Source organism: Marivita sp. (genome assembly GCF_017643905.1).
In the GTDB taxonomy this organism is placed as follows: Bacteria; Pseudomonadota; Alphaproteobacteria; order Rhodobacterales; family Rhodobacteraceae; genus Marivita.
Genome location: NZ_JAEPMO010000118.1, coordinates 1 through 13,762 on the forward strand (window position 1 = coordinate 1; position 13,762 = coordinate 13,762).

A 13,762-nucleotide genomic window follows, 5' to 3' on the forward strand; every position below is an offset into this window, starting at 1 on the left:
CTTTCGAAAGCCCGTGACGCGGTTTCGAAACCGCGTTCCAAGCCTGTTCGAACAGGCTTCTCAGCCTGCAATGGCCGGTGTCACGCGGATCACCGTCGGTGTATCTGCCGTGAACGCCGCCAGAACCGCCTGCTGCAAGGCTTCCAGACTGTCGGGCTGCACCGCCCCTGCCCCATAAGCCTGTGCCAGTGCAAGGAAATCCGGGTTCCGCGCCACCACGGCATTGGGCGCGATCTGACTGCGGACCATGCTGTCCTCGATCTCGCCCAGCTTGCCATTGTCCCAGACCAGAATGGGCAGCGGCAGGCCCAGTTCCACCGCAGTGCCCAGTTCCTGAATGGTGTATTGCAGCCCGTAATCCCCGGCGATGGCCAATGTCGGCAGTTCCGGTCGCGCCACAGCCCCACCAATCGCGGCGGGCAAAGCATAGCCCAGCGTGCCAAATCCGTAGGGGTGGTGCCAATGACCGGGGCGCGGCATGTCCCAGATTTCTTTCGCGGCATAGGCGAATTGGGTCATGTCGGAATAGACCATCGTGTCTTCGGGCAGCACCGCGCGCAGCGTGTCGCAGACACGCCCGATGCCGGGGCGTTCGGCATCCACTTCGGCCCGCCACGCGGCGCGTTTGCGCGCGACACTGGCGGCATCCCATTTGGGCGGCTGGTCGGCGGTGCGCGCTGGAATGGCGATGGTCATCGCTTTCAGGAACGCGCCCGCATCGGCCAGAATCGCGCGGTCGTCGTGACCCATTCCGCTGAACACCTCAGGGTCGATATCCACGCGGATCATCGGCGCGGTGTGGCCCAGCGTTGGACGCCAGAGATCGACTTCTGAGAGCGTGGTACCGACGGCGATCACCAGATCGGCCTGAGCGGCGATGTCGGCGCTGTCGGGACGGGCAAGAAAGCTGCCGAAATAGAGCGGCTGATCGCCGGGCACGACGCCCCGCGCGGCATAGGTCACGATAGACGCCGCACCGGTTTGGCGCAGCAGATCAGGGATCGCGGCGGCCCCGGCGACGGCCCCACCGCCGAACACAAAAAGCGGTCTTTCTGCGGCCAGAACAGCGGCGACCACATCATAGACATCCGCGTGGGACGCAGCTGGCAGACCGGGGCGTGGCGCAGGTGACGGAGCGGCGTCGGCTGGAGCGCCCAGCGTGGCGATGGGCACTTGCAGATGGCAAGGCCGCGCGCGGGCGCTGGCGAATTGGTCGAAGGCGCGGTCGATCAGGGCATAGGCGGCAGGCGCGCTGCGCGCCTCCTCCGACCATACGCAGACAGTTTCGGCAGCCATGCGCTGATCCCGCATCTGGTGAAGCTGGCCACGCCGGGCCGCGACCTCGTCCAGACAGGAAGAAATGACCAGCACAGGCACCGAGTCCGAATAGGCCTGCCCCAGCGGCGTCAGGATGTTGGTCAGTCCCGGCCCGGTGATCACATAGGCCACACCCGGCTTGCCGGTGGCGCGGGCGTAACCGTCGGCCATAAACCCCGCCCCCTGTTCGTGACGGGCCAGCACATGCGTGATCCCGGCCTGTTCAATGCCGCGATACAATTCGACATTGTGCACACCGGGGATGCCGAAGATCGTATCGACGCCCCGATCTTTGAGCATTTGCGAGATTTGGGCGCCAAGCGGCTGACGGGTCATCACGCTCTCCAGAAATTGACGGTGAAGATGGCATAGACCGCCAGAAGTTCCAGCCGTCCGAGAAGCATGCCGATGGCCAACATCCATTTGGCGGTGTCGTTGAGGCCCGCGAAATTGCCCGCAGGCCCGATCTCGGGTCCAAGCCCCGGCCCGATATTGGCAAGCGCCGTGGCCGCACCCGAGACCGACGTGATCAGATCAAGTCCGGTCATCCCCAAGGCCACCGACAGCACGCCAAGCGAGATCACGAAGAACACGAAGAACGAGATCACCGAGTTCAGAACGTCATCCCCCACCGGCCGCCCATCATAGCGCGGCATGAACACCCCATGTGGAGAACGGATCTTGCGCAATTGCACCTTGATCGACGCAAAAAGGAGTTGATAGCGGAAGATCTTGATCGAACACGAGGTCGACCCCGCGCAGCCGCCGATCAGGCCAATGAAGAAGAAGACCGAGATCAGGAATGGCCCCCATCCCATGTAGTCGACGCTGGCATAGCCGGTGCCGGTCATGATCGATACGATGTTGAACAGCGCCTCACGGAGCGCCTGTTCGGGGTGGTGCGGGAAAATCTGGGTGAGGGTGAATGCGGTGACGAACACCAGCACCGCTATTGTCCCCAGAAAGGCACGGATCTGAGTGTCTTTCCAGAACACCCGATAATTGCCCTTGGTCATCTGCACATAGCGTACGAAAGGCAGCGCTGCGCTGATCATGAAGATCGAAGCGACGTATTCCGCCGGCCCCTGGAACGTCCCGAAGGACGCGTCGTAATTGGAAAAGCCGCCCGTCGACACCGTGGTCAGCGCGTGCACCGTGGCATCGAAGAAGTTCATGCCGACGATGTAGTAACTTGTGGCGCAGGCGATGGTGATCGCGATGTAGATGGTCGAGATCGATGTCGCGATCTCGGTTGCGCGGGGCAGGATCTTGCCCATGGTGTCGAACGCCTCGGCGCGGAAGATTTGCATCCCGCCGATCCTGAGTTCGGGCAGGAACACCATGGCGACAACGATGATCCCGATGCCGCCCAGCCATTGCAGCAGACCACGCCAGAGGAGGATGCCCTTGGGCAATTCGTCCAGCCCGGTGAAGACGGTCGATCCGGTTGTCGTCAGTCCCGACATTGCCTCGAAAAATGCATCGACGAAACGCGCGTCGGTCTCGCCCAGCACAAAGGGAATGGCGCCGAAGATCGGCAGCGCAACCCAGACCCCGGTGGTGAGCAGGAAGGTCTGCTGAATCGACAGTCCTTCCTTGACGCCATTGGCCGACGCCAACGCGATCAAACCGCCGGAAAACATCGTCAGCACAGAGCTTTGCAGGAAAACATGCCATTCGCCGCGCGCTTCGGCGAGATCGACCAACATCGGCAAAAGCATTGTTGCCCCGAGAACAGCGACCAGAAGGCCGATCACATAGGCTACGGGACGGATGTCGAACATGAGACGAAGCGTTGGCCTTGTCCCGTCGGGGTGTCAAGCCGTTGGCCGCTGCTTTGATGCTGCCAGATCGCCAAAACAGTCTTCGAAGACGAAAGGCAGGATGTCGTCGCGGGTCAGTCCGAGGGACGCAAGCTCTGCATCACTCATGGCGTCCAGCCTCAGAATGCTGACCAGTCGGCTGCGCACCATGGGCATCGGATTGAACCCCTGTCCCTTCTCGGCAAAGAAAAGGTCGATCCGGTGGCGCAGACCGGGGCGGGCAAAGTGCAGGTGGAGTGGTTCTATCGACATTGGAAACCTCGTTAAGACCCTTGGTTTCCTCCCGGCTCTCAGGATAGCGCAGGTTGGTTTTGGAATCGCGGCGAAGACAGCGCGCCCTTCGGTTCGCCTCTGATCTGTGGGATTGCAACGACACTGAATGATCGTCTCTGCCCGATCGGCGGGCAGACCGGCGAGGATTTGATCACAGCGTGTATCCACCGCCGGAACGTCTTGTCTAAAACGAAAAACGGCGGCAGACGCCGCCGTTTTCGTATTCATCTGTTCAACAGCGCCTTAGCCGACATGGAACAAGGTCGAGAAGAGTTTGGGATCAAGGCTGTCCGCCGCAAAAAGCGTACCTTCGGTCAGCACTGAAACCGCGTCATGGCTGTGTAGGCTTTCCTGATGGCTGGCCAGCACACGGTAGTCGCCGATTCTCGGGTCGGCCTGCAGCTGCTCGGCAAAAAGCCGTGCCGCGTCTTCAACGAAGATCGGATTGGCGGCGTTCAGTTCCGCAAATGCCTGTTCGTCTTCACGTTTGACCATGACCTGCGTCTCGGTCGGCACGGCACGGCGACACATGTCGATCAGGTCTTCGAACCACAGGCACTTGCCGTTCTTCACCTCGACCGAAATCCGCGCAACGGATCGCTGCGAATGGGGTGTCGCCAACTGTCCGCGCTCGCGCCGCGCATGTTCGCTGAGTTCGAGCGAACAGGGGCAGGTCGAGCTGTAGACATAATCAAGATGCATGATCTTGCGGCGCACGCCGTCGGTTTCGACCAGTTCCAAAGCGATGTCGTAATACTGGTAACCCGACAGGCCGGACCGCAGGCTGTTCACCTTCATCGGGAAGGACAGACGCATGTTGATGCGTGCATCAAAGGATTCGAGATCAGACTTATAATCGTCCAATGCCGCTTCGATCACATTGAAACTGAATGTCTTTTCCGCATGCACATAGAAAGACCGCATGATGCGGCTCATGTTGATGCCCTTCTTGTCGGCATCAAGGCTGACGGTGCCGGTCACGCTGGTTTCCAGCGTCAGATCACCGTTGTTGCGCGTGTGATAGCTGATCGGCAGGCGGAAGTTGGAAATCCCAACGTGTTGAATGCCCCGGTTCGCACCGCGAATGAGCGCAGACGGCCCGTTTTGCAGGTCGGGCAGCGTGTCCTTGTAGGCAGCATCGACCGCGAAACCATCGGGATAGTCGCGCGACAGGACCGGATAGGCGTCGGCAGTCCCTTCGACCAAACGGCGCAGAACGGGATCAACCATGTCGATTTCCGCATCATGGGCCTTGCCAGCCCATTGCCGCAACAGGGCCAGGGCAGCCTCGGCCTGTTCACGGCTGGGTTTGCGGTCAATCTCAGGTGTATGGATATTCATACGCAGGCCCCCTCGCCTGTTGGACATGTCCTAGAGATAGGCATCTGTCCGTTTTTTTCCACTCACCTTATGTACGATATACGACGTTGCCCCGCAAATGGTTCAAACCTGCGGGGAATTTCCTTTGTCATTTCGCCGTCATGCAGTGTCCAGCGCCGCCAGAATATCGTCGATAAGATCATCCGTATCCTCGATTCCGACCGAAAGACGCACCAAACCGTCGGTAATGCCCAATGTTTGGCGCTGTTCGGCGCTCAGTCGCTGATGCGTTGTGGTTGCGGGATGGGTGACGATACTTTTCGCATCCCCGAGGTTGTTGGAGATCACGATCACGTCAAGCGTGTTCAGAAAGGCGAACGCCGCTGCTTTACCGCCCTCGAGTTCAATCGCCAGCATGGTGCCACCCGACCCCATCTGCCGCTGCGCCAATGCCGCCTGCTTGTGTGACGGCAGGCCCGGATAGATCACCTGTTTCAGTTTGGCATGGCCCACAAGCGCCTCGGCAATGGCCTGCGCTGATTGCGCCTGTGCGCGGACGCGCAGATCAAGCGTTTCAAGACCTTTGAGCTGCACCCATGCTGTAAAGGGCGACATGGAGCCGCCGGTGTGCTTCATGTAAGGCTCGACGACTTTGCGGATATGGTCGCGCGTGCCAAGGATCACCCCGCCCAGCGTGCGTCCCTGCCCGTCGATATGCTTGGTCGAAGAATAGACGATGACATCCGCGCCCTGCCCCAAAGCGTCCGAGAAAACCGGCGTGGAGAAAACGTTGTCCACGACGACCAACGCGCCCTGGGCATGGGCGATTTCGGAAACCGCCTGAATATCAACCAGTTCCAGCGTGGGGTTCGACATCGACTCGAAGAACACCGCCTTGGTGTCGGGACGGACCGCTGCGCGCCATTGGTCCAGATCAGCCCCATCCACCAGCGTCACCTCGACCCCAAAGCGGGGCAGGATGTCCTCAACGATATAAAGACAAGACCCGAACAAGGCCCTCGCCGACACAAGGTGATCGCCCGCCTTGAGCATCGACATCAGAGCGCCGTTCACCGCCGCCATTCCGCTCGCCGTGGCAAAGGCGTCTTCCGCCCCTTCCAGCATCGCGATCCGTTCCTCGAACATCGCGACCGTGGGGTTGCCGTAGCGGGCATAGATATATTCGTCGGGGCCCGATTTGATGAACCGCTGTTCGGCCTGTTCGGCATTTTCATAGACGAAGCCCTGTGTGAGGAAGATCGCTTCGCTGACTTCCCCCCACTGGCTGCGTTTGGTGCCAGCGTGCACCAGTTTTGTACGTGGTTTCTTGTCTTTCATGTCTTCACCTGCGTGGGCCTCGACCCATCAAAAAAGCCCCGTTCCGGCCAAGCGAAAGGGGCTTTCGGCTGACCTTTTAGCGGCATGTTTAACGTGGCCCGCAATCCGGTAACAAATCGCCACAGTTTTGCTTTACGCCTTCGGCATGCGTCGGTCAACATTCCGGCATAGGCTTCTTTGGGCTAAACACACCTCGGGGGCAGAGCACCCGGATTTTCAGTCAACTGAAAATCCCGGACGCGTCGACGCGTCCGCCCGCCTAGAACGGCACATCATCGGCAGCACAGATGAACCGCGCGACGACTTTCTTGATGCCCGCCTTTTCGAATGCGATTTCGAGCTTGTCGCCCTCGATCCCCATCACCGCGCCATAGCCGAATTTCTGATGAAACACCCGTTCGCCCAGCGCGTAGGAACTGATCGCGGTGGCGTCGATGACCGTATTGCGGGCCTCGGTGGGCTGACTGACCGGGCGTTGCTGGGACCTTGCCTGCAAGCGTCGCCAACCCGGCGAGTTGTAGACGTTTGCATCCGCCGCTTTCTGGTGCAGGTCGGAACCGGCCATCATCTGCGTCGCGGGCGAGGCCATACCGGCAGCACCGTAACCGCCGCCGTAAAGACCGGGCGGGGTCAGCACCTCAACATGTTCTTCGGGAAGTTCGTCAATGAAGCGCGACGGCAGCGCGGATTGCCATTGTCCGAACACCCGGCGGTTGGCAGCAAAGGAGATCGTGCAGACCTCCTCGGCGCGGGTGATTCCCACGTAAGCAAGGCGGCGTTCCTCGTCGAGGCCCTTGAGACCGCTTTCGTCCATCGACCGTTGCGAGGGGAACAGCCCATCTTCCCAACCGGGCAGGAAGACGGCGGGGAATTCCAGACCCTTTGCGGCGTGCAGGGTCATGATCGACACTTTCTCGCCATCCCCGCCTTTGTCATTGTCCATGATCAGGCTGACATGTTCGAGGAACCCTTGCAGGTTTTCAAACTCTTCCAAAGCCTTGACCAGTTCCTTGAGGTTTTCGAGCCGCCCCGGTGCCTCGGGCGTTTTGTCGTTCTGCCACATGGTGGTGTAGCCGCTCTCGTCCAGCACGATGCCCGCCAGTTCGGCATGATCGGTGTCCTCCCGCATGCGGCCCCAGCGGTCGAGATCGCGCACAAGCTGGTCCAGTTCGGACCCGCCCTTGCCCTTGATCAAGCCCTGCTCGACCGCCAGCCGCGCGCCTTCGACCAGCGACACGCCATTGGCGCGGGCGACGGTCTGGACGGTCTGCTGTGCCTTGTCGCCAAGACCGCGCTTGGGGGTGTTGACGATCCGCTCGAAGGCCAGATCGTCGTCCGGGCTGGTGACGAGGCGGAAATAGGCCATCGCGTCGCGAATCTCCATCCGCTCGTAGAAACGCGGGCCGCCAATGACGCGGTAGGGCAGACCGATGGTCAAGAACCGATCCTCGAACGCGCGCATCTGATGCGAGGCGCGGACAAGGATGGCCATCTCGTCAAGGCTCATCCCGCGCATGCCACGGGTGCCGCCCTGCATCGCCTCGACCTCTTCACCAATCCAGCGCGCCTCTTCCTCGCCATCCCAATGGCCGATCAGGCGGACCTTCTCGCCCTCCTGCGCATCGGTCCAAAGCGTCTTGCCCAGACGCCCCTGATTGCCGGCGATCACGCCAGAGGCTGCGGCAAGGATATGCGGGGTGGAACGGTAGTTTTGTTCGAGCCGCACCACATGGGCACCCTCGAAATCCTTTTCGAACCGCAGGATGTTGCCCACTTCGGCCCCACGCCAGCCATAGATCGACTGGTCGTCATCCCCCACGCAGCAGATGTTCTTGTGCCCCGACGCCAAGAGGCGCAGCCAGAGATACTGCGCGACGTTGGTGTCCTGATACTCGTCCACGAGGATGTAGCGGAACCAGCGCTGGTATTGGTCGAGCACGTCTGGGTGCGCCTGAAAGATCGTCACGACATGCAACAGCAGGTCACCGAAATCCACCGCGTTCAATTCCTTGAGCCGCGCCTGATAGAGCGCGTAGAGCTTGGGTCCCTGATGGTTATACGCGCCAGCATCAGCGGCAGGCACCTTGTCAGGCGTGATCGCGCGGTTTTTCCAGCCGTCGATGATCCCGGCCAATTGCCGGGCAGGCCAGCGTTTGTCGTCGATCCCGGCGGCGGACACGAGTTGTTTGAGCAGCCGCAACTGGTCGTCGGTGTCGAGAATCGTGAAGTTCGACTTCAGCCCCACCAGTTCGGCGTGGCGGCGCAGGAGTTTCACGCAGATCGAATGGAAGGTGCCGAGCCACGGCATGCCCTCGACCGTCTGGCCAAGCAGACGCCCCACCCGTTCCTTCATCTCGCGCGCAGCCTTGTTGGTGAAGGTCACCGCGAGGATCTCGTTCGGGCGGGCGCGGCCCGTGTTCAGAAGATGCACGATCCGGGTGGTCAGCGCCTTGGTCTTGCCGGTGCCTGCCCCTGCGAGCATCAGGACAGGACCATCCATCGTCTCGACCGCCTGGCGCTGCGCCGGGTTGAGATCGTCCAGATAGGGCTGCGGGCGCGCGGCCATCGCGCGGGCGGACAGAGAGGCGTTTTCGAACGCCTCCATTTCATCGAAACTGCTCATGCGCGCCAAGATAGCGCCGCATCCACCAGAGATAAAGATGTTCTGATAATGTTCACATCCCCACGGGCGGATTTCCTTCTGAGGAAATCGCCGGATTTTTCGAAAAATCCGCTTCTGGACAATTCCCGGGAACTGCCCACAAATGCACCTCTATGGATCATCACGCAAAATACCCCGCCATTTCAGACCTCAAGGCGCGTGCGCGTCGGCGCATCCCCAAATTCGTCTGGGAATATCTTGATTCCGCCACCGGAAAAGAGGCCACGTTGCGGCGCAACCGGGAGGCCCTGGACCGGGTTCTGTTCATGCCCTCGATTCTGCACGGCGAATTGCCGGTGGACCTGAGCACGACGCTGTGCGGACGCGACTACCCTCTGCCGTTCGGCATCAGCCCGGTTGGCATGTCCGGCCTGATCTGGCCAGATGCGGAACGCAAGCTGGCGCGGGCGGCGACCAAGGCGGGGATTCCCTACAGCATCTCGACCGTTGCCACGCGCACCCCCGAAGAGGTGGCGCCGCGGCTGGACGGCAATGGCTGGTTCCAGATGTATCCGCCCCGCGACGAAGGCATTCGCACCGACATGCTCAAACGCGCCAAGGATGCGGGGTTTACGACCCTGATCCTGACCGTGGATGTACCCGTGCCCTCGCGCCGGGAACGGCAGGTGCGGTCGGGACTTACAACACCGCCGAAGCTGACCCCGCGTCTGCTCGCGCAGATTGCCATGTGCCCGACTTGGGCGATGGCCACCGCACAACTGGGTATGCCGCGCATGCGGCTGATCGACGATTACGCGGGCAAAGTAACGGGTCTCAGTTCGACCCAGCACGCAGGCTACCTGCTGCGCACGTCGCCGGATTGGGATTATGTCCGCTGGCTGCGCGATGCGTGGGATGGGGCATTCTTTGTGAAAGGTGTGCTCAACCCCGAGGACGCTCCGCGATTGGAACAAGCCGGTGTTGACGCGATCTGGCTGTCGAACCATGCCGGACGCCAGTTCGATGCCTCCCCTGCCCCGATCGAGGTTTTGCCCAAATTCCGGGCAGCCACCGATTTGCCGCTCATTTTCGACAGCGGTGTGGAAGGCGGTCTGGATATCCTTCGGGCAATCGCCCTGGGTGCTGATTTCGTCATGTTGGGCCGGGCTTGGCACTATGCGCTTGGGGCGCTAGACAGCGATGGGCCTGCGCATCTGGTTGAAATCCTGCAAAAAGACATGGCGGCGAACCTTGGCCAATTGGGCGCGATCAAACCCACTGATCTTCGTGGCAAGGCTTGGTTCGATGGGGACGACCGGTAAGCCGCGCTGTTTCTTGCTGTTGAGAATGTAACGAATTCTTACTAAGCAGCGCATACCGTCATTACGTCAGGACTGCTGCCATGTCAGATTTCAAGAAAATCCTCGTCGCCAACCGCGGCGAAATCGCCATCCGCATCATGCGGGCCGCCAACGAGATGGGCAAGGCAACGGTCGCCGTCTATGCCGAAGAAGACAAGCTGGGCCTGCACCGGTTCAAGGCGGACGAAGCCTATCGCATCGGTGAAGGCATGGGGCCGGTGGCCGCCTATCTGAGCATCGATGAGATCATCCGCGTCGCCAAGGAATCGGGCGCGGATGCGATCCATCCGGGCTACGGCCTCTTGTCCGAGAACCCGAACCTTGTGGATGCCTGCGTGGCCAATGGCATCACCTTCATCGGGCCCCGCGCCGAAACCATGCGCGCCCTTGGCGACAAGGCCAGCGCCCGTAGGGTCGCCATAGAAGCGGGTGTGCCTGTCATCCCCGCGACCGAAGTTCTCGGCGATGATTTCGACGCCATCGCCAAGGAAGCCGGCGAAATTGGCTATCCGCTGATGCTCAAGGCGTCTTGGGGTGGCGGCGGCCGTGGGATGCGTCCGATTACTGGACCGAAAGAGCTTAAGGAAAAGGTGCTGGAAGGCCGTCGTGAGGCCGAGGCGGCCTTTGGCAATGGCGAAGGCTATTTGGAAAAAATGATCACCCGTGCGCGGCACGTCGAGGTGCAGATCCTTGGCGACAAGCAGGGCAACATCTACCACCTCTACGAGCGGGATTGTTCCGTCCAGCGCCGCAACCAGAAAGTGGTCGAGCGCGCCCCTGCCCCGTACCTTTCCGAAGCCCAGCGCGAAGAACTGTGTGAACTGGGCCGCAAGATCTGCGCCCATGTGAATTACGAATGCGCGGGCACCGTCGAATTCCTGATGGATATGGATGACGGCAAGTTCTACTTCATCGAAGTGAACCCCCGCGTGCAGGTGGAACACACCGTCACCGAGGAAGTGACCGGCATCGACATCGTTCAGGCGCAGATCATGATCGCCGAGGGCAAGTCGCTGGCCGAGGCCACCGGCAAAGCCTCGCAATATGACATCCGTCTGAACGGCCATGCGTTGCAGACCCGCGTGACGACCGAAGACCCGCAGAACAACTTTATCCCCGACTATGGCCGGATCACCGCGTATCGCTCGGCCACCGGAATGGGCATCCGTCTGGATGGCGGGACGGCCTATGCGGGTGGCGTGATCACGCGCTACTACGACTCTTTGCTGACCAAGGTCACGGCCTGGGCGCCGACACCGGAAAAGGCGATTGCGAGGATGGACCGCGCCTTGCGCGAATTCCGGGTGCGCGGCGTGTCCACCAACATCGCGTTTGTGGAAAACCTGCTCAAGCACCCGACCTTCCTGAACAACCAGTACACCACCAAGTTCATCGACGAGACACCGGAGCTGTTCCACTTCCGCAAGCGCCGGGATCGGGGCACCAAGGTGCTGACCTATATCGCCGACATCACCGTGAACGGGCACCCCGAGGTGGCGGGCCGCGCAACGCCGCATCCCGATCTGAAACCCGCCCGTGCCCCCAAGCTGCGCGCCGAGACACCACCGCCGGGCACCAAGACGCTGCTGGACGAAAAGGGCCCGCAGGCGGTTTCCGATTGGCTGGCCGCGCAGAAAGAGGTGCTGATCACCGACACGACGATGCGCGACGGGCACCAGTCGCTGCTCGCCACGCGGATGCGGTCGATCGACATGATCAAGGTGGCGCCCGCCTATGCGGCGAACCTGCCGCAGCTTTTCAGTGTCGAATGCTGGGGTGGTGCGACCTTCGACGTGGCCTATCGCTTCCTTCAGGAATGCCCGTGGCAGCGCCTGCGAGATCTGCGGGCGGCGATGCCGAACATCATGACCCAGATGCTGCTGCGTGGGGCCAATGGCGTCGGCTACACCAACTACCCCGACAACGTGGTGCAGTTCTTCGTCAAACAGGCGGCCGAGACGGGTGTCGACGTGTTCCGCGTGTTCGACAGCCTCAACTGGGTCGAGAACATGCGCGTTGCGATGGATGCGGTGCTTGAGACCGGCAAAGTGCTGGAAGGCACGATCTGCTACACCGGCGATCTGAACGATCCGGCGCGGTCGAAATATGACCTCAAGTACTATGTCGCGATGGGCAAGGAGCTGAAGGCTGCCGGGTCGCATATCCTCGGCCTCAAGGACATGGCGGGGCTGCTGAAGCCCGCGGCGGCTGGCCCGCTGGTCAAGGCGCTGAAGGAAGAGGTCGGCCTACCCGTCCACTTCCACACGCATGACACCTCGGGGGCTGGCATCGCCACGATTATGGCGGCGGCGGCTGCTGGTGTGGATGCCGTCGATGCGGCGATGGATGCGCTGTCGGGGAACACCTCTCAGCCGACGCTGGGATCGGTGGTCGAGGCGCTGCGGCATACCGAACGCGAGACCGGCCTCGACATCAGCGCAATCCGGGAGATTTCCAACTACTGGGAAGCGGTGCGCGGGCAGTATGCGGCGTTCGAGACCGGGCAGCAGGCCCCCGCCTCGGAGGTCTATCTGCATGAAATGCCCGGCGGGCAGTTCACCAACCTCAAGGCGCAGGCGCGCAGCCTTGGGCTGGAAGAGCGCTGGCACGAGGTGGCGCAGACCTATGCGGATGTGAACCAGATGTTCGGCGACATCGTAAAGGTCACGCCGTCCTCCAAGGTGGTGGGCGACATGGCGCTGATGATGGTGTCGCAGGGCCTGACCCGGGCGGATGTGGAGAACCCGGACACCGACGTATCCTTCCCCGACTCGGTGGTGGACATGATGCGCGGCTCGCTGGGGCAGCCTCCGGGCGGGTGGCCTGCGGCGATCCAGAAGAAGATCCTCAAGGGCGAGACAGCCTTCACCGACCGTCCCGGCCTGCACGCGGCCCCGGTGGACATCGAGGAAACCCGCGCCAAGGTGATCAAGGAGCTTGAAGGCAAGCCCGTCGATGACGAGGACCTGAACGGCTACCTGATGTATCCCAAGGTCTTCCTCGATTACATGGGCCGCCACCGGACTTACGGCCCGGTGCGGGTGCTGCCGACGCGGACGTTCTTCTATGGCATGGAACAGGGCGAGGAAATCAGCGCCGAGATCGACCCCGGCAAGACGCTCGAAATCCGTCTGATCGCCGTGGGCGAGACGCAGGACGATGGCGAGGTGCGGGTGTTCTTCGAACTCAACGGCCAGCCGCGCACCATCCGTGTGCCTGACCGCAAGGCCAAGGCCACCACGGCGGCACGGCCCAAGGCGGAGGTCGGCAACCCGAACCACATCGGCGCCCCGATGCCGGGCGTCGTCGCCTCCATCGCGGTGTCGGCGGGTCAGAAGATCAAGGAAGGCGACCTCCTGCTGACCATCGAAGCGATGAAGATGGAGACGGGCCTGCACGCCGAACGCGATGCGGTGGTCAAGGCGGTGCATGTGTCCCCCGCGGCGCAGATCGACGCGAAGGACCTGTTGATCGAGTTGGAGTGAGGTGGGGGTTGGTGTGGGGCGGGACTTCGGGCCTGCCCTGCTATTGGCCGATTCTGTGGAAAAACAGGCGTTCGCTGGCGCAGAATATCGACGGCTGAACGTGGCGCGAGCACCTTTTCTGTCAGGCGTTTCGCGGTTGCTGCGGTGCAGGAAAGATCTTTGCCAGTTTGCGGAGGTTCTGGGCGGTTGCGGCGAGGAGAAATTCGTCATTTGCGCCGCATGGACCACGTAATCGGAGCCGCC

At 61.6% G+C, this 13,762-nt stretch carries 8 protein-coding genes and 1 riboswitch; of the genes, 2 read left to right on the top strand and 6 right to left on the bottom strand.

Features of this window, described 5'->3' with window-relative positions; genetic code table 11:
* Positions 1-60: 60 nt before the first annotated feature.
* From JJ869_RS17130 to JJ869_RS17155, 6 genes are all read right to left on the bottom strand, one after another.
* A complete protein-coding gene (locus tag JJ869_RS17130) occupies positions 61-1,653 on the bottom strand; it encodes a 5-guanidino-2-oxopentanoate decarboxylase (RefSeq protein WP_292268885.1) in 1,593 nt (530 codons plus the stop codon).
* The gene (locus JJ869_RS17135; protein ID WP_292268887.1) at positions 1,653-3,101 is read right to left on the bottom strand and encodes a TrkH family potassium uptake protein; all 1,449 of its coding nucleotides are present in this window, start codon (positions 3,099-3,101) and stop codon (positions 1,653-1,655) included. The genes JJ869_RS17130 and JJ869_RS17135 overlap by 1 nt, the downstream gene beginning before the upstream one ends.
* 33 nt (positions 3,102-3,134) lie before the next feature.
* A complete protein-coding gene (locus JJ869_RS17140; protein WP_292268888.1) occupies positions 3,135-3,392 on the bottom strand; it encodes a hypothetical protein in 258 nt (85 codons plus the stop codon).
* Positions 3,393-3,656: 264 nt separating this feature from the next.
* Entirely contained in the window at positions 3,657-4,754 is a 1,098-nt protein-coding gene (gene folE2, locus JJ869_RS17145; RefSeq protein WP_292268891.1) for a GTP cyclohydrolase FolE2, read from the bottom strand.
* Positions 4,755-4,892: 138 nt separating this feature from the next.
* Positions 4,893-6,071, bottom strand: coding sequence for an O-succinylhomoserine sulfhydrylase (gene metZ / locus JJ869_RS17150; RefSeq protein ID WP_292268893.1), 1,179 nt, complete (start codon positions 6,069-6,071; stop codon positions 4,893-4,895).
* Positions 6,072-6,127: 56 nt separating this feature from the next.
* A riboswitch (SAM riboswitch) is annotated at positions 6,128-6,204 on the bottom strand.
* 126 nt (positions 6,205-6,330) lie between these two features.
* A complete protein-coding gene (locus JJ869_RS17155; RefSeq protein ID WP_292268895.1) occupies positions 6,331-8,694 on the bottom strand; it encodes a UvrD-helicase domain-containing protein in 2,364 nt (787 codons plus the stop codon).
* A 152-nt stretch (positions 8,695-8,846) separates the two neighbouring features.
* Between JJ869_RS17155 and JJ869_RS17160 the strand changes: the two genes are divergently transcribed.
* Both JJ869_RS17160 and JJ869_RS17165 read left to right on the top strand, forming a co-directional pair.
* Positions 8,847-9,995, top strand: a complete 1,149-nt coding sequence (locus JJ869_RS17160) for an alpha-hydroxy acid oxidase (RefSeq protein ID WP_292268897.1) — start codon at positions 8,847-8,849, stop codon at positions 9,993-9,995.
* Positions 9,996-10,075: 80 nt separating this feature from the next.
* Positions 10,076-13,519 (top strand): pyruvate carboxylase, encoded by a 3,444-nt coding sequence (locus tag JJ869_RS17165; RefSeq protein ID WP_292268899.1) that lies wholly within the window; start codon positions 10,076-10,078, stop codon positions 13,517-13,519.
* Positions 13,520-13,762 lie beyond the last annotated feature (243 nt).